19 protein-coding genes are annotated in these 16,092 nt (G+C 70.6%); 8 read left to right on the forward strand and 11 right to left on the reverse strand.

The window, feature by feature from the left end; all coding sequences use genetic code 11:
- The first annotated feature begins 88 nt into the window (after window positions 1-88).
- On the forward strand, window positions 89-970 hold the full coding sequence (locus tag C8E87_RS42805; protein WP_133879015.1) for a DUF1963 domain-containing protein: 882 nt from the start codon (window positions 89-91) through the stop codon (window positions 968-970).
- Window positions 971-1,336: 366 nt separating this feature from the next.
- On the opposite strand, the gene C8E87_RS42810 is transcribed toward C8E87_RS42805, so the two are convergent.
- The 3 genes from C8E87_RS42810 to C8E87_RS42820 are packed head-to-tail and all read right to left on the reverse strand — an operon-like array spanning window position 1,337 to window position 2,698.
- Window positions 1,337-1,909 carry a TIGR03086 family metal-binding protein gene (locus tag C8E87_RS42810; protein ID WP_133879016.1) on the reverse strand — a complete coding sequence of 191 codons (573 nt, stop codon included), beginning with the start codon at window positions 1,907-1,909 and terminating at the stop codon, window positions 1,337-1,339.
- Window positions 1,896-2,363: an SRPBCC family protein gene (locus C8E87_RS42815; RefSeq protein ID WP_133879017.1), complete on the reverse strand. Its 468-nt coding sequence runs from the start codon at window positions 2,361-2,363 to the stop codon at window positions 1,896-1,898. The genes C8E87_RS42810 and C8E87_RS42815 overlap by 14 nt, the downstream gene beginning before the upstream one ends.
- Complete coding sequence (locus C8E87_RS42820; RefSeq protein ID WP_133879018.1) at window positions 2,360-2,698, reverse strand: ArsR/SmtB family transcription factor; 339 nt, start codon at window positions 2,696-2,698, stop codon at window positions 2,360-2,362. The genes C8E87_RS42815 and C8E87_RS42820 overlap by 4 nt, the downstream gene beginning before the upstream one ends.
- Window positions 2,699-2,779: 81 nt before the next feature.
- On the opposite strand from C8E87_RS42820, the gene C8E87_RS42825 reads away from it, so the two are divergent.
- Window positions 2,780-4,393 carry a phospholipase D-like domain-containing protein gene (locus tag C8E87_RS42825; protein ID WP_133879019.1) on the forward strand — a complete coding sequence of 538 codons (1,614 nt, stop codon included), beginning with the start codon at window positions 2,780-2,782 and terminating at the stop codon, window positions 4,391-4,393.
- A gap of 1 nt (window position 4,394) precedes the next feature.
- On the opposite strand, the gene C8E87_RS42830 is transcribed toward C8E87_RS42825, so the two are convergent.
- Window positions 4,395-4,625: a TM2 domain-containing protein gene (locus C8E87_RS42830; RefSeq protein WP_133879020.1), complete on the reverse strand. Its 231-nt coding sequence runs from the start codon at window positions 4,623-4,625 to the stop codon at window positions 4,395-4,397.
- A gap of 282 nt (window positions 4,626-4,907) precedes the next feature.
- On the opposite strand from C8E87_RS42830, the gene C8E87_RS42835 reads away from it, so the two are divergent.
- Both C8E87_RS42835 and C8E87_RS42840 read left to right on the forward strand, forming a co-directional pair.
- Complete coding sequence (locus C8E87_RS42835; protein ID WP_133879021.1) at window positions 4,908-5,615, forward strand: lytic polysaccharide monooxygenase; 708 nt, start codon at window positions 4,908-4,910, stop codon at window positions 5,613-5,615.
- 69 nt (window positions 5,616-5,684) lie between these two features.
- The gene (locus tag C8E87_RS42840; RefSeq protein ID WP_133879022.1) at window positions 5,685-6,230 is read left to right on the forward strand and encodes a molybdate ABC transporter substrate-binding protein; all 546 of its coding nucleotides are present in this window, start codon (window positions 5,685-5,687) and stop codon (window positions 6,228-6,230) included.
- Window positions 6,231-6,244: 14 nt separating this feature from the next.
- Here the strand turns inward: C8E87_RS42840 and C8E87_RS42845 are convergent, their stop codons facing one another.
- Complete coding sequence (locus C8E87_RS42845) at window positions 6,245-6,994, reverse strand: SDR family NAD(P)-dependent oxidoreductase (RefSeq protein ID WP_133879023.1); 750 nt, start codon at window positions 6,992-6,994, stop codon at window positions 6,245-6,247.
- A 90-nt stretch (window positions 6,995-7,084) separates the two neighbouring features.
- On the opposite strand from C8E87_RS42845, the gene C8E87_RS42850 reads away from it, so the two are divergent.
- Window positions 7,085-7,720, forward strand: a complete 636-nt coding sequence (locus tag C8E87_RS42850; protein WP_133879024.1) for a TetR/AcrR family transcriptional regulator — start codon at window positions 7,085-7,087, stop codon at window positions 7,718-7,720.
- On the opposite strand, the gene C8E87_RS42855 is transcribed toward C8E87_RS42850, so the two are convergent.
- Window positions 7,717-8,097, reverse strand: a complete 381-nt coding sequence (locus tag C8E87_RS42855) for a hypothetical protein (protein WP_133879025.1) — start codon at window positions 8,095-8,097, stop codon at window positions 7,717-7,719. The two genes, C8E87_RS42850 and C8E87_RS42855, sit on opposite strands and share 4 nt — an antisense overlap.
- 321 nt (window positions 8,098-8,418) lie before the next feature.
- Window positions 8,419-9,102 carry an alpha/beta fold hydrolase gene (locus tag C8E87_RS42860; RefSeq protein WP_133879026.1) on the reverse strand — a complete coding sequence of 228 codons (684 nt, stop codon included), beginning with the start codon at window positions 9,100-9,102 and terminating at the stop codon, window positions 8,419-8,421.
- A gap of 108 nt (window positions 9,103-9,210) precedes the next feature.
- Here C8E87_RS42860 and C8E87_RS42865 point away from each other — a divergent pair, with 108 nt between their 5' ends.
- Together C8E87_RS42865 and C8E87_RS42870 are read left to right on the forward strand one after the other, a co-directional pair.
- Window positions 9,211-9,867, forward strand: coding sequence for a GntR family transcriptional regulator (locus C8E87_RS42865; RefSeq protein ID WP_133879027.1), 657 nt, complete (start codon window positions 9,211-9,213; stop codon window positions 9,865-9,867).
- A gap of 100 nt (window positions 9,868-9,967) precedes the next feature.
- Window positions 9,968-10,570, forward strand: coding sequence for a TetR/AcrR family transcriptional regulator (locus C8E87_RS42870; RefSeq protein WP_133879028.1), 603 nt, complete (start codon window positions 9,968-9,970; stop codon window positions 10,568-10,570).
- 174 nt (window positions 10,571-10,744) lie between these two features.
- Here the strand turns inward: C8E87_RS42870 and C8E87_RS42875 are convergent, their stop codons facing one another.
- From C8E87_RS42875 to C8E87_RS42885, 3 genes are read right to left on the reverse strand one after another with little or no spacing between them, the layout of a single operon-like run.
- Window positions 10,745-12,166 carry a dihydrolipoyl dehydrogenase family protein gene (locus C8E87_RS42875; protein WP_133879029.1) on the reverse strand — a complete coding sequence of 474 codons (1,422 nt, stop codon included), beginning with the start codon at window positions 12,164-12,166 and terminating at the stop codon, window positions 10,745-10,747.
- Window position 12,167: 1 nt separating this feature from the next.
- Window positions 12,168-12,725: a hypothetical protein gene (locus C8E87_RS42880; protein WP_133879030.1), complete on the reverse strand. Its 558-nt coding sequence runs from the start codon at window positions 12,723-12,725 to the stop codon at window positions 12,168-12,170.
- 34 nt (window positions 12,726-12,759) lie between these two features.
- Entirely contained in the window at window positions 12,760-13,071 is a 312-nt protein-coding gene (locus C8E87_RS42885; RefSeq protein ID WP_133879031.1) for an EthD family reductase, read from the reverse strand.
- A 207-nt stretch (window positions 13,072-13,278) separates the two neighbouring features.
- Here C8E87_RS42885 and C8E87_RS42890 point away from each other — a divergent pair, with 207 nt between their 5' ends.
- Window positions 13,279-15,360, forward strand: coding sequence for a M6 family metalloprotease domain-containing protein (locus tag C8E87_RS42890; RefSeq protein ID WP_133879032.1), 2,082 nt, complete (start codon window positions 13,279-13,281; stop codon window positions 15,358-15,360).
- Between the two features lie 39 nt (window positions 15,361-15,399).
- On the opposite strand, the gene C8E87_RS42895 is transcribed toward C8E87_RS42890, so the two are convergent.
- Complete coding sequence (locus C8E87_RS42895; RefSeq protein WP_133879033.1) at window positions 15,400-16,035, reverse strand: TetR/AcrR family transcriptional regulator; 636 nt, start codon at window positions 16,033-16,035, stop codon at window positions 15,400-15,402.
- Window positions 16,036-16,092: the final 57 nt, after the last annotated feature.

Raw genomic sequence — 16,092 nt, forward strand, 5'->3', positions numbered from 1 at the left:
CGACGAGACACCAGGTGCGGCGCGCACCGGCCGGTAGAGACCACACCTCGCGGTCGCCGGGCTCGCCCTCGTGCCACTATGTTGCGCCATGGATCATCAGGGGCAGTTTCGTCATGCAGCGCTGGCGTTGGGCATCCCGGACGACGAGGTCGGCCGGTTCATCGAGCACCTCCGTTTGTCGATCCGGTTGAGCGGGGGATCCGGCGGTGTTCCGGCCGGGCAGTTCGGTGGGTTGCCCCGGCTGCCGGTGGGCATGGACTGGCCGTCCGACGGGGTCAGTCCGTTGCCGTTCATCTTCTCGGTCGACTGTGCGGCGTTGCCGAGAGTCGACGGCTTCGGCCTGCCGGCAGAGGGCTCGCTGTTGTTCTTCCTGAACCACGAGCAGGCCGCTGCCACCGGGGAGCGCAGGTACGGACGAGTCGTGTTTGTGCCGGCCGGCACCGTCACCGAGGTGGCGGCGGGATCCACCGGCCATGCTTCGGCCGGCGAGCAGTACGACGTCAGCGCCACGTTGAGCGCGGAGTTCCCGAGCTGGTTCGGGGCGGACGAGGACGACGTGGACGAGGACGACCTGTCGCCGTTCCAGCAGCAGTTGGCCCGTGACCTCGAGCGGGATCTGCCGCACATGGAGGAGCTCTGTGCTCTGGCCGGCGATCTCTGGCCGCCTGACAGCGGGTACGCCAGCGCCTGCATCGGCGGGTATGCCGACACCGAGGTGCTCCAGAGTTTTGCGGAGCAGACCCTGGCGTGGCGGGAGAAGACCGGCGAGATCGTCGTCCCGGTCGCGAAATGGCACTCACACGTCGAGGAGGAGACGCACCGGCTGACGAGCGAGTGGGTGTCGCTCGCCCGCTTCCCGGTGGACAACGAGTTCTATTACCGAAGTGACGGGAGTTTCGTGATCCGTCACGACGACCTGGCCGCCGGCCGGCTCCACGAGGCGCTTCCCGTGGCGGAGTTGATTCCGTAGAAGCCGAGCCGGGCGGTTGACGCCGCGGGCTGTCGACCTCGGCGGGGCCGGCGAAGCGGCGACGGTGTCTCGGAACGCGTCCGACCTGGCCCAGCGGCGAACAGTGCGTGCCGTGGCATACGACTGTGCGCTCGGCGCTGACGACGCGCCCGCCTGGAACGGCACGGGCAACGGGGGTCTCGGGGCATGGCGATGCGACCGGGTCCGGCGAACCTTCTGTCAACGCGCACATCTGCCGCCGATGAGTGAACGGCGCGCTGAGGGTCGCGCTTGCCGGAGGCTGCTGGGGACGCCCGCGCGGCCGGGAACGGCTCGCCGCTGAACTGGGCGTGGATGAACAGCCGGGGCTGACAGGCGGTTGGGCGTTCAGGGGGTCCAGAACGGGTCGCGGCCGATGAAACCGAGCAGCCGGGTCGGGGCGTCGGCGTCGGGTGGGACGGGCACGCGGGGGCCGTACTGGCCGGAGGAACGCATCAGCTCCTCGATCGGCTCCATGCCGGTCAGCAGCAGGGCCGCGAAGTCCGGGTCGAGCCGGTCGTCCTGGCCGGTTGCGCGGGCCAGGTCCCACGTGTGCATGAAGACGTCGGACGTGTAGAAGGTGTCGATCGCCCGGTCGAGCGGCAGGTCGCCGGTGTGCGGGTCGGAGAACGACCGCCCGGGGGTCGCCGGGTCGTCCAGCAGAGCCTGTACGCCGTCGGTGTGCGTCTGCCAGGCGGCGACCGGGTCGTCGTCGGCGCCGGGGCCGCGGGGCAGCTCGATGCCGGCGCCGTGGGCCAGGAACGACGGGAACCACTCCACGAGGTGGCGTACGACGTCACGGGCCGCCCAGCCGGCCACGGGCGCGGGGGCGCCCCACGACTTGGTGGCGCGAACCCGTTGCGTGAACGTGCCGGCGATCGTGCGGTGGCGTTCCGCGGCGGTCAGGTCAGCCAGCGTCATCGGTCAGCATCCTCTCCAGGATGCGGTATCCGTCCCGGACACCGGTCTCCATGCCGCTCCGCAACCAGCCGTCGCGGGTTTCGAAGCTCTCCACCAGCGACTGCGTGCGCAGCCTTGTCCGGCCGTCGCCGAGGTCGTCGAACCACAGCGTGTTGAGCGCCACCCCGTCGGGATCGCCCTCGTAGGTGAACGTCTGCACCAGCCGGTCGGGCCGCACGTCGTGGAAGCACCCGCGGAAAGCCCAATCCCGGTCGCCGCGCACCGAGAAATACCGGAAACTTCCCCCCGTACGGGCGTCCCAGTGCTCGATGCGGGTCGTCGTGCTGTCCGGGCCGATCCAGCGGACGAACAGCTCGGGGTCGGTGTGGGCCCGCAACAGTTTCTCCCGCGACGCCCGGAACTCGCGGGTGATCCGGATGATCGGCAGGTCCGGGTCGGCCTCGATCAGTGTCATGTCCCGGGCTCCTCGTCGTCCATCTCGGCCAGCACCCGGTCGAGGCGCTGGTACCGCTCCTCGGCCTGGCGCCGGTAGCGCTCGATCCACGTGTCCATCAGCTCCAGCGACCCCACTTCGAGACGCACCGAACGCGGCTGCGGCCCCGGCGGCCGGCTCACCACGCCCGCCTCCTCCAGCACTCTCAGGTGCTTGTAGACGGCTTGCAGGCTCATCGCGTACGGCTCGGCCAGCTGATTGACCGTGGCGTCGCCGCCCGACAGCCGGGCCACGATGTCGCGGCGCGTGGGATCGGCCAGCGCCGCGAACGTGCGGGAGAGCGCATCGACGATCATCCGGAGCCTTTCAACCGATGAGTTGAAAGAAAAGCTAGCCGGGGCTGGAGCCGGGGTCAAGAGGGGGTGTAACTTCTCGGCATGCCGGACGCATCGTCGCTGACTGATCTGATCGGCCGGTATCTTCCGCCGGCCACCGAGGCGTGCCCGACGTTCGCCGAGAATTCGCTGTTCGAGCCGATCATCGACGGCGTCACCTACTTCACCGAGCTGGCCGAGCGCATGCAGGCCCTCGGCCCCGGCGATGCCGTCTACATCGCGAGCTATCAGGCCGATCCGCAGCTCGACCTCACCGGGCGGGTCGCGGGCGAGGCGGGCTACCGTCCCTTCACCGACGTGCTCGCCGAGAAGGCCGCGGGCGGCACGGACGTACGCATCGTGCTCAGCGCGGCGGAGTTCTCCGGGGGCATCCCGTGGCTCCCGGTCGGGCCGTTCCGCGCGAACACTCTGGCCGCGCGCGTGATCCGGGCGTGGAAGCCGTCGACCGTCGAGGTGTCCTCTCCCCCGCTGGAGAACCGGGTGCTGCTCGACTGGTCGGGGCCGGTGCTGGGGTCCAACCACCAGAAGCTGGTCGTCTTCCGGCACGACGGGGTCCTCACCGCGTACGTGGGCGGTCTTGACCTGTCCCCGAGCCGGTTCGACCATTCGCCGCACCGCCGCCTGAAGCTGGGCGCTCACCGGTGGGGCTGGCACGACGCCGCTGCCCGGCTGCACGGCCCGGCCGCCGTACGGGTCTGGGAGACGTTCCGGTTCCGGTGGCAGAACACCGCCGCCCTGCCGCCGCGGTACATCGCGAAGAACCTGCCGCCCGAGTACTTCCACCTGTCGATCGGCGAGCGGGCGGTGCTCAACCCGCTGGAGCCGCCGATCGACCTGCCGCCGCTGCCCGAGCAGCCGGAGCACCCGGCCGACGGCACAGCCGTGCAGGTGGTGCGCTCCTACCGGCCGTGGAGCCTGTATCGGCATCGGGGGCTGCGCCGTCTTCGCCGGGCCAACGTCGTCCGGGCCGGCATCCAGGAGATCTACCACTCGATGACCACCGCGATCGGCGCCGCGGAACGCTACATCTATCTGGAGGACCAGTATTTCCACGAGGCCCCGGGCGGCGATCCCCGGTTCCAGCTGTACGGCCGGCTGCGCGCGGCGGCCCGGCGCGGCGTCAGAATCATCCTGATCGGTTCGGGTCGCAAGGATCCGGCCGACGGCGGCGACAGCACCGTCCACCCGGTGGTCACGCATGATCTGCGGTGGCGGGTGCTGGCCCGGCTGCCCGCGGCCGCCCGGCGCAACGTGGTGATGTATCGCGTCGACAACCTGACCGTGCACACCAAGCTGATGCTCGTCGACGACGTGTTCGCCAGCATCGGCTCGGCGAACTTCTTCAGCCGCTCGATGGTCGGCACCGACAGCGAGATCTCGTCGACGTTCGTCACGACCGGTTCCCTCGTACGGGATCTGCGGGTCAAGCTGTGGGCCGAGCACCTGCGCACACCGGTGACCGACGAGCTCGCCCCGGCCCTGACCGACCTGGACACCGCCCTGGGCATCTGGCGCCACGAGTGGCTGCCGGCCGGCCATCCCCCGGGCACGTGGCGCCGCGCGGGCCTGCCGGCCGGGTTCGCCCCGTCGGAGTGGGCCCTGACCCCGGCCCGCTGGTCTCCCGCGGTGTGGCGGCGGGAGACCAGGGAACGCTAGCTCAGCGGGCGAGCGCGAGGCCCTGCTTGTCCGAGAACTTGCCGATCGCGATCATGATGAAGTCGATCAGCGCCCACACGCCGAGCCCACCGACGGTGAGCAGCATCAGGATGCCGGTGCCGACCTTGCCGACGTAGAAGCGGTGCACACCGAAGCCGCCGAGGAAGAAGCTCAGCAGCAGCGTGACGATCCAGGACTTCTGGCCGGTCGCGGTGGCGGTCGTGGCAGTCATATCGAGGTCCGTTCTTGTGATCTACAGGAAAAAGCCGCCGCACCATAGCGAACGTTCGCGCCCTCACACAAGACCCGCTCCGAACCACCCCGCACGAGGGAACGGTCTTCCTCGATGACCAGGCTCGCGCCGTCGTCCCGGATGTGCAGTTCAGGCGGTCCGCCATTGAGACACACCGATCGCGGGCACGAGGGTCCGCATCATGTGAAGTAACTGTTGACAAAGTTAACTGTATTGACGTTCGCTAATGGGAGGAAGCTCCATCCCCCCGAAGGGAGCGACATGACCCTGAGAAGAAGACTCGCCCTGCTCGCCGCGGCCGTCCTCACCGCTCCGCTGATCGCCGTCATCGTCCCCGCGAGCCCGGCCAGCGCCCACGGCTGGATCACCAGTCCCCCGAGCCGTCAGGACCAGTGCGCCACCGGCGTGGTCGCCAACTGCGGCGCCATCCAGTACGAACCCCAGAGCGTCGAGGCGGCCAAGGGTTCGCTGAGCTGCAGCGGCGGCAGCTCGTTCGCGGTGCTCAACGACGACAACAAGGGCTGGCGGGTCACCTCGATCGGCAGCTCGACCGCGTTCACGTGGCGCAACACCGCCATGCACCGCACGGCGAACTGGCAGTACTACGTGGACGGACGTCTGCACCAGACGTTCACCAACGGCAACGCCCAGCCGCCGCAGGTGCTCAGCCACCAGCTGACCAACCTGCCCGGCGGACGGCACAAGATTCTCGCCGTCTGGAACATCTACGACACGCCGATGGCCTTCTACGCCTGCGTCGACGTCAACGTCGGCGGGGGCGGCGGCACCACCCCGCCGACGAACCCGCCGACCAGCTGCGGTCCGGCGTGGAGCGCGTCGGCGGTCTACACCGGCGGCATGAACGTCTCGCACCGCGGCCGGGCCTGGACCGCTCGCTACTGGACCCAGGGCGAGGAGCCCGGCACCACCGGGGAGTGGGGGGCCTGGCAGGACAAGGGCGCCTGCTGATTCCCGTACGCCCCGCCGTCCGGCCCGGCCCCCACCGGGCCGGACGGCGCCACCCCCGAGCGGAGCCCGATGAATCGCCGCCTCACCCTCGTCACCGCCGTGGTGCTCGGCCTGTCGGCATGCACCACGCAAGCGCCTGCCCCGGTCGCCGCTCCCGTCCCCTCCCCCACCCCCGAGCACCACCACAGCGCCGGCCCTGTCCCCTCGGGCGCACCCACCGGCGTGATCGTCGTGCACGCCGCCGACCCGCTGCGCGACACCCTGACCCAGCTCGTGCCCAAGTTCGAGGAGGCGTTCCCCGGCACACGCGTGACCGTCGAGTACGGCGCCGGCGTCGAGCACGCGCAGCACATCCTGCACGGCATGCCGGTCGACGTGTTCCTCTCCGCCGACGAGGCCGCCACCGGCCTGGTCACCGCCGCCCACGACCGCGACGCCCCGGTCGTGGTCGCCCGCAACCCGAACGCCGACGAGACCACCCGCCTGGCCGGCCAGTACACGGCCATCCGCCCCACCACCGGCGCCAACACCGTGGGCGCGGACGCCTTCGTGACGTTCCTGAGCTCAGCCCTGGCCCGCCACATCTTCGCCGACGCGGGCCTCGCCCCCGCCTGAACCCCGGCCCGGGGTCAGATCTGGTTCTCGCCGCCGTCGACGTAGAGGTTGGCGCCCAGCATGAAACTGCTGTCCGGCGAGGCCAGGAAAGCCACCGCGGCCGCGATCTCGTCCGCGTGCGCCATCCGGCCGATGGCGATCCGGGCGGCCTCGCTCTCGCGGAACGCCGCCGCGTTCTCCTCGCCAACCAGCTCGGTGATCCCGCTGGTGTCGGTCGGGCCGGGTGAGATGGCGTTGACCCGGATGCCGCGGCCCTGGAGCTCGTTGGCCCACGACCGGGTGAAGGCGCGCACAGCAGCCTTCGACGCGGCGTACGCGCCGAAACCCGGGGTGCCGCGATCGGCCGCGGTGGAGGCGTTGACGATGACCGAGGCGCCCTTGTTGAGCACCGGCAGCGCCCTCTGGATCGTCAGCATCGTGCCCTTGACGTTGACGGCGAAGACTCGGTCAAGATCCTCCACGGTGATCGTCTCGATGGTGGCCAGGACGGCGGTGGCCGAGTTGGCGAACAGCACGTCCAACCCGTTCCCCCGGTCCGCGACGGCCGCATAGAGCCGATCGAGATCGCCGGGGTTCGTGATGTCACCCGGAACCGCGGTGACCCCCGCGCCGATCACCTGCGCCGCCTCCTCGAGCTCGGCCTGCCGCCGGCCGGTGATGAACACGTGTGCGCCCTCGGCCACCAACCGGGCGGCGGTGGCCCGTCCGATGCCTCGCGTGCCGCCCCCGGTGACGACCGCCGTCTTGCCTTCGAGCCTGCGCATGACTACCTCCCATGATTTACACACCGATCGGTGCAGAAGTCGACCGTAGCACTTCGGCACCGATCGGTGCACAAGAGATAGGATGCGGGGATGGAGAAGGCGCAACTGGGCCGGCCGCGGGCGTTCGACGCCGACGCGGCGCTCGGCCAAGCCATGCTCGTCTTCTGGCGGCAGGGTTTCGAGGGGGCCAGCCTGGCCGACCTGACCGAGGCCATGGGCATTTCCCGCAAGAGCATGTACGCGGCGTACGGCAACAAGGAGGAGCTCTTCCGCAAGGTGCTGCAGCGCTACACCGATGGCCCGGCCGCCTACATCGCCGAGGCGTTGAGCGCGCCGACCGCCCGCGAGACGGCGACCGCGTTCCTCACCGGCTCGATCCGGGCCAACACGATGCCGGGCTACCCCGCCGGCTGCCTGGGGGTGCAGGGCGCGCTGGCCGTGGGCGAGACCGGTCAGGTCGCCCACGACATCCTGACCGAGTGGCGCGCCGTGGGTCAGATGCACCTGCGCGACCGCTTCCGCCGGGCCGTGCGCGAGGGCGACCTGCCCGCCGACGCCGACCCCGACCTGATCGCCCGTTACCTGATGACGATCGCGAACGGCCTGGCCGTGCAGGCGTCGGCCGGCGCCGGCCGCCAAGACCTCGAACGCGTGGCCGGCGCCGCCCTGCGCAACTGGCCCCCCCGCCTGACGCCTGACACGATCCCTGCCCCGGCCCGCCATTAGCCGACGTCTTCGGGGATCGTCACGGTGTTCTTCTCGGCGAGCTTGCCGTCGACGAAGCAGAAGCGGTAGAGCTCGGGGCCCTCGGGGTCGGGCAGCGGCTTGATGGTGTGGTAGATGCAGGACGCCCCCGCCGGCACGCCGAACTTGGCCGGCTGGCCGCCGTAGAGGTCCTTGTCGGAGATGTCGCTGAGCGGCTCGGGCAGCGCGGCCCGGACGTCGGCTTCGGGGGTGCCCTTCTTCTGCGCGTCGAACTCCTGCTTGGTGACGCCCGCCGCGATGATCTCCTTGCCGAGGTCGATCACCCGCCAGACGCCGAAGCCGAGGCCCCCGCAGAGCACGAAACCCAGGACAGCGATGACAATCAGGCCTTTCCGCATGGCGTTTCCTCCGTTGTCGCCCAGAAGCTGTTGCTGAAAAGGCTCCCGGAAATCGACGGGGGAATCGTCAGGGGTTGGACCGATCGCGGCGGCCGCGCGCTACGACGAAAGTTGAACCGTCATCTCGGCCCGACCGCCCGCTGCTCGGGAAAGGTCCAGCTGAAGCGGACGGCGGCCAGCCGCACGACCGCGGTCACGCCCAGGCAGACGAGACCCGCGACGGGTACCGGTGTCCCCAGCCGCACCAGCAGGACGAACGTGGCAGCGCCGGACGTGGCCGCGAACGCACGGGGTGCGAGCCGGCCGGGGACGGGTCTGCGGTCAGGCGTTCCGCGCGGCGGTGTCGATGACGTCGGCGACGGCGTCGGCCTGGGTGAGGAAGAGGGCGTGGCTGGCCTTGATGTTGGTGATCCGCGCGCCGATGCGCTGGGCCATGTGCTGCAGCATCGCCTGGTCGAAGGCCTTGTCGTCGGTCGCGATGGCGGCCCAGCTCGGCTTGTCGCGCCAGGCGGCGTTCTTCACCGGGGTGGCGAAGGCCGACATGCTGATGGGCACCTGGGAGTCGCGCAGGAAGGCGGCCTCGGCGTCGGTGGCGTCCGCGGCGAACCCGGCCTTGAACGTGCCGGGGTTGAGGAAGCCGAAACCGTCCTCGGCGACGTCGATGACGAAGTCGGGCGTGGCGGCGAACCCCTCGTACTGCTGGGAGGTGTTCTCGCCGGCGTCGGGGGCGAGCGCCGACACGTAGACCAGGCCCGCGACCTTCTCGTGCGTGCCGGCCTCGGTGATGACCGTGCCGCCCCAGGAGTGCCCGACGAGGACGGCCGGGCCGTCCTGCCGGTCGAGCACCCGCATGGTGGCCGCGACGTCGTCCTCGAGCGAGGTCAGCGGGTTCTGCACGATCGAGACCCGGTAGCCCCGGGCGGTGAGGTTGTCGTACACGCCGCGCCAGCCCGAGCCGTCAGCGAACGCACCGTGGACCAGCACAACATTGTGGATGGCGCTCATGTTCTGTCCTCTCATCGGCCAACTGGCATGCAATATATTGCACATCGCAGGGACCAACAAGGTCGTTGTCAATTTGTGCGAGGACGAACATTGTGTGCAATATGTTGCATGCCCATCCCCCGCGGCGAGTCCTCCGTCGACCGATCACTCCTGCGTGACGACGTCTACCGGCGCCTGCGGGACGCCATCGTCGACGGCACCTTCCTGCCCGGCGAGCAGCTCAAGGACGGCGAGCTCGCCGAGTGGCTCGGGGTGAGCCGCACCCCCGTACGGGAAGCCCTGTTGCGCCTCGCGGCCGGCGGGCTCGTCGTCACCACGCCCGGCAAGTCGACCCGGGTCAGCCTCGTCGACGCCCAGTCGGTGCGGGACGCCCGTGACGTCATCGCCGCCATGCACGAGCTGGCCGTCCGCCAGACCGCGGGCCGGCTCAGCGACGACGAGCTCGACCGCATGCGGGCCGCCAACCGCCGCTTCGCCGAGGCCGTCACCAGCGGTGACGTCGCCGCTGCCCTTGACGCCGACGAGGCGATCCATCGGGTTCCGGTCGACGCCTCGGGCAATCGCGCCCTGATGATGGTGCTCGACCAGTTCGATCCCCTGGTACGCCGGGCCGAGCGGCTGCGCTTCAGCACGGACGGGCACGCGTCGGTCGAACTGCACGACCGGCTGATCGAGATGATGGCGGCGAGAGACGCCGAGGGGGCGGCGTCGGTTGCCTTCGACATCTGGCACACGCTGCCCGCCGAGGAGGACGACACGAGATGACCGGCGGCGTCGGCCTGCCGGCCTCGACGCCGCCCTCTCGCACCCGGCCACGACCCGTCGTCAGATGCAGACCGAACGTTCTTGCCGCTAATATGGGGCCATGAAGCGTGGCGCCACCGAGACCCGTCCCTCCGAGGCCCGTCAGCGGCTCCTCAGCACGGCGACCCAGATCTTCTACGCCGACGGCATCCACTCGGTCGGCGTCGACCGCATCATCGCCGAGGCCAAGGTCACCCGGGCCACCTTCTATCGGCACTTCCCCAGCAAGGACGACCTCGTCCTCGCGTACCTGCGGGAAGTGCACCGGATGGAGCGCGACGCCATCACGGCGGCCATCGCCGCGCACACGACGGCGGCCGGCTCGCTGCTGGCCGCGGCCGACGCCATCGCCGGTATGATCCGGTCGCCGGGTTTCCGGGGGTGCGCCTTCCTCAACGCCGCCGCCGAGTTCCCCGCGCCCGGCCACCCGGTGCACCAGCAGATCGTGGCCCACCGCCAGTGGTTCCTCGACACCCTGACGCCGCTGATGGCGCAGGTCGCCCCGCAACGGTCGGACGCCGCCGCACGCCACTTCGCGATGCTGCGCGACGGCGCGATGACGGCCGGCTGCCTGCACGACGCCGAGCCGGTGATCGAGACGTTCCTGCGCGGCGTCGAGGGCCTGGTCCGTATCCACGGCGAACGCCGCCCGGCCCCGAGCTGAAGGACAGGTCGATCCACCGCCCGGCCGCGGGTTGCGGACGGGCCGATCCGCCCCCGCCGCCGGCTGAGTTCCGTCCGGCAGGCACATACGCCGAACGCCGGACGGACGACCCGACTGAGAGGTCGGATCGTCCGTCCGGCGTTCGGCGCTGGTGACGATGGATGGTAGTGGGGCTCAGCGCCCGTACGTCTCCAGCAGTCGCAGCCAGATCTCGCTGACCGTGGGGAACGCGGGGACGGCGTGCCAGAGCCGGTCGATCGGCACCTCGCCGGCGATGGCGATGGTGGCCGCGTGGATCAGCTCGGCCACGTCCGGGCCGACGAGGGTGAACCCGACGATCACCCGGCGGTCCTCGTCGACGACCATGCGGGCGTGACCCTGGTAGCCGTCGGCGTGCAGCACCGAGCCGGACACGGCGCCCAGGTCGTAGTCGACAACCCGGGTGCGCAGCCCGGCCGCCTCGGCCGCCGCCGCGGTCAGCCCGGCCGACGCGACCTCGGGATCGGTGAACACGACCTGGGGAACAGCGCGCTCGTCGGCCGTGGCCGCGTGCCGGCCCCACGGCCCGGTCTCGGCCTCTTCGCCCTTGGCGCGGGCCACGATCGCGTCGCCCAGCGCGCGGGCCTGGTATTTGCCCTGGTGGGTGAGCAGCGCCCGCCGGTTCACGTCGCCTGCGGCGTACAGCCAGTCCCCGGCGCCCTCGACCCGCAACGCCTCGTCGACGGTCAGCCACGAGCCGGGCTTGAGGCCGAGCGCGTCCAGGCCGATGTCCTGCGTGTTGGGCGTACGGCCGATCGCCACCAGGATCTCGTCGGCCGCGATCCGCTCGCCGCCGGTCAGCCTGACGTGCACCGTCCCGGTCGCGTCGCGGGTCACCGAGGCCGCCTCGGCGCCGATCCGCACGTCCACGCCCGACTCGCGCAGCGCCTGGGTGACACGTTCGCCGGCGAACGGCTCGGCCGTGTGCAGCAGGCCGTCGCGGGCCAGCATCGTGACGGCAGAGCCGAGACCCGCGTACGCGGTGGCCATCTCGGACGCCACCACGCCACCCCCGATGATGACGAGCCGGCCCGGAACCTCCTTCGCGGCGGCCGCCTCGCGGCTGGTCCACAGCCCGGACTCGCGCAGGCCCTCGATCTCGGGCACGAGCGCGCTGCTGCCGGTCGCGACGACCACGGCGTGCCGCGCGGTGAGCGAGGTCTTCGTGCCGTCGGTGGCGGTCACCTCGACGGTCCGCTCCCCGCTGATCCGCCCCTGACCGCGGTGCAGCGCGATCCCGGCCGACTCGAGCCAGGACACCTGCCCGTCGTCCTTCCAGTTCGAGGCGAACGAGTCCCGGCGGCGCAGCACGGCCGCCGCGTCCAGGTCGCCGGACACCGCCTCGCGAGCCCCGGCCACCTGGCGGGCCGCTCGCAGCGCGCTCCCGCTGCGCAGCAGGGCCTTGGTCGGCATGCACGCCCAGTAGGAGCACTCGCCGCCGACGAGCTCCCGCTCCACGATCGCGGCGGTCAGGCCACCCCGCACGAGGCGGTCGGCCACGTTCTCGCCGACCGGGCCGGCGCCGATCACGATGACGTCGTACGTAGTGGTGTCCATGTCAGTTTCCCTTGGCGGCACGGCCGAGCCGGATGGCGGCGATGAGGAAGAAGATGGCGCCCGGGATGGCGTAACCGACCGCGTTGGTCACCGCGGGGTCGGTCGCCGAGGCGGCGGCGAGGAACGAGGAACCGGCGAGCACGGAGAGGCCACCGCTGATGATCATGGGCCACTGGCCGCCCATCTTGCGGCGGGTCACCCCCACCACGAGCTGGATGAGGCCGGCCACGATGGCCCAGGCGCCCCACACCCGCAGCACCGCCGGTATGCCGGACGAGCCCGCGACAGCCAGGCCCGCGGCGGCGGCGAGGCTGATCGCGACGTTGACGTAGAGCAGCACGGGCGAGCCGGAGGAGCGGGTCGAGCGGGCGTCGATGATCGCGGCGGCCACGTCGACCAGCGGATAGATGACGAGCAGCGTGGTCGTGAGCGCGGTGAGCTCGTCGGCGACGGCGAACGTCACGCCGGCCCAGACCAGGGCGAAGGCGGCCCGGGCGAAGTAGAGCCGTCGCAGGGCGGCTGCGGTGGTGGAGATGCCGGGAGCGGCGAGGGTGGTCACGGGGTGGTCCTCTCGTTCAGGTGGTGGCGGCCGGTCAGGCCTGGGTGTCCTCGATGTCGGAGAACAGGCCCTTGAACGGCACGTTCGTCCCGATGAGGCCGCCGAAGACCGCGCCCGCGGCGGGGGTGGCGACCGCGGCTGAGGCGTCGGAGTAGCTGTCGAAGTAGAGGTCGAGCGTCCGGTAGGCCGGGGTGGGGGTGCCGTCCTCCTTGGGCCAGACCTTGGCCGACTCGACCCGGCGGACGTTCGGGAAGGTGGCCGCGGCCGCCTTCACCTCGGCGTAGACCTTCTCGAACTCGTCCGGGTCGCCGGGGTTGTCGATGACCAGCGTGATCTTGGTGGGCATGTCCTGGCTCCTTCGGTATCCGCTTCGGCTTCCGCTTCAGCAGAACGATCGTTCTGTCTTGCATGACGCTAGACCGGGCCTCGGCGTCACGTCAAGACCGAACGTTCTCTCTCGCCCTTCACCGTGTCCCGGATCACGCCGCCACGACAAACGGCCCTTGAGCCCTTCGCATTGATCTATGTCGATCGGTGCGTCAGGATGGGCGGCATGACGAGCGCGCGACGCCTGGTCTCGGCAACGTCCGTCGTGGTGCTGGCCCTGGCCGGCGCCCTCACCGCCTCGCCGGCCACGGCCGCGCCGCCCGAGGTCACCTCGCCCGCAACGGCCGCGCCGCCCGAGTTCCCCGCACCGTCCGGCGCCGCGCCGTCCGAGCTCGCCGCGCCGTCCGGCGCCGTCGACCCCGACACGCCCTGGCGCATGCGGCACTGGCCCCGGACCCAGCCGTGGCAGGTCGACGAGGCCGCGACCTTCGGCGCCGGGAACCGCGGTCCGCAGCCGATCGACCCGCAGCGCTACGAACTGCCCGACACGATGACGTGGTCCGACTACCGGCCGGTGCCGGGCACCAACTGGGCCGACCCCGCCGTACGGGGGTCACAGCGCAATTTCAGCGGCGCCCTCGTGCTCGTCGACTACCCGAACCAGCCGTTCGTCGTGACGCAGCCCGCGCACTCCACGATCTTCGGCAACCCGTCCGGCGTACAGAACCTCGAACGAGCCGACGTGCCCGGGTTCTACCGCGACTTCCTCAACAAGCCGGGCCGGCTCAACCGCGGGCACACCATCCACGAGTACTGGATGGAGGACTCCAACGGGCGTTTCGGCATCGAGCTGAACGCGTACGGGGTCTATCAGATGCCCGCCGAGAGCCACGAGTACGGCATCGAGGCGCAGATGCAGCGCGGCCAGGGCTGCCCGGCCGGTGACACGTGCAACCGCAACCTGCGTGCCGACGCCCGCGCCGCCTGGATCGCGGCGGTCGGCGAGGCCGAGGCAGCCAAGTACGACTTCGTCTTCTTCCTCTCCGCGGGCCAGGACGAGTCCGCCACGTGGCAGGAGTTCGGCCAGATGAAGTTCACCACCAAGGAGGAGGTGACCGACGACTTCGGCCCGCCGGACGAGGCGCTGCCCAACTGGAACGCCACCCGGTACGTCGACTGGACGTCGTGGCAGGCGTCGGCGAGCATCTGGCCCAACGCGACCCAGGGCAGCTCGTTGCAGGCCGAGAGCTCCGGGATGTCGACCTACGCGCACGAGTTCAGCCACATCCTCGGCGTCGGCGACAACTACAACAACCCGTACGGGGTGCCTGCTCGCCGTGACTACAGTGGACCGTGGGAGATGCTGAGCCGCGGCACGTTCAACGGCCCCGGCGGCCCGCACAGCCGCTGGCTGATCCCCGGAACCGCGGGCTCCTCGATGGGCGCCCAGCACATGCTGCGCAACAAGCTGAAGCTCGGCATCGCCGGCGACGTCCTGCGGCTGTCCCGCGACGCGCTGGCCCGCTCGGGCGTGGTCGTGACCCGCGTGACGGCTCGGGCGGTCGACCACGGCCTGGCCGGCATCAACATCACCCTCGACGGCGGCGACCACTCCCCCGCCTGCGACACCGCAACCGACCCCCTCTGCGACGGCGGCGGCTACGACAACTACACGCTCGAGGTCGTCGACCGCATGGGCTTCGACTCGTTCACCCCCGACTCGGGCGTGCTGCTGGCCAAGACGAAGAACCAGGACGCGGCCCCGTTCATCTGGACCATCGACGCCAACCCGCAGGACATCGACAAGGTCGACTTCGTCCGCCCCGACGGCACCCCGCAGATGATGACGATCGGCGACTACCGCCAGCTCTCCGACGCCCTGTTCCACGCCGGCACGGGCTCCGGCAGCCTCTTCGAGCACATCGACACGGCGAACCGCCTGCATTTCTACGTCCTCGACCGCCACCGGGACAACCGCGGAATTCTCTCGTACGACGTGGCGGTGCGCTCCCTCGACGGCGCCGGCCCTTCCGCCCGGGGCGTCAAGGCGTTCCCGGCCGTCGCCCACCCCGACGGCTCCGGCTGGGCCAGGTGCGCCATTCCCGTACGCAACACCGGCCGCGCCACCGACGTCTACCGCGTCACCGCCGCGGGCGCTTCCCTCCCCCGTACGGTGATCGGGGTCCCCGCCGGCAAGACGTCAACGGTCGACGTCCTGGTCAGGAACACCCGCCGTACGCCCGTAACCGTCACCTCGGAGAGCAACCCCTCGGCCACCACCACGACGACCTGCACCCGTCCGTACTGAGCGTCGCTTCTCGAGGAGCTGTAACGGCTCTGGGCGCTCCTATGTGGCCGACGGTCCGGTTGTGGCGTACCGGGCGACGACGGTGCGGACGGCCTCGTCGACCACCTGAGCGACGCGTTCGGCGCTCACCTCCCAGCCCGGCACCAGCAGGGCCGGCCAGAACACGTAGTTGGAGATCATGCCCAGGAACTGGGTGGCCGCGAGTTCCACGTCGTCGACCTTTACCGTTCCCGCCTTGTGCTCGGCGAGCAGGTAGCCCCGTACGGACTCGAAGTAGGGCATTTTTCCCTGCGAGAACTGGGCGTTGGCGAGTTCGGGGAATCGTGGCAGCTCGGCGATGACGATGCGGAACAGGTCGGTCATCTGGGGGCGCCTCAACAACTCGGCGTAGCGGCGGCCGATGGTGCTGAGCCCGTCGACGATGTTGCCCGCCGGCGGTGGGTCCTCCTCGCCGGCGGTCGACCAGGACTCGGTGACCATGGCGTCGAACAGGGCCGCCTTGGTCGGGAACTGCTTGAACAGGGTGGCCCGGGAAACACCCGAGCGCTCGGCTATGCGCGCCAGCGACGTCCGGTCGTAGCCCAGCTCAAGGAAGAGCGCGGTCGCGGCGGCCAGGATCAGCGCGCGTTTCTCCCGGGCGATGCGCTGGTGGTACGTCGTCACGACCGTGTTCATGGCCCGAGCATACGAGGTGAGTGGCTTGACTCACCACTGCGGCCGACCTAGTCTCGG

Source organism: Paractinoplanes brasiliensis (assembly GCF_004362215.1).
GTDB lineage: Bacteria > Actinomycetota > Actinomycetes > Mycobacteriales > Micromonosporaceae > Actinoplanes > Actinoplanes brasiliensis.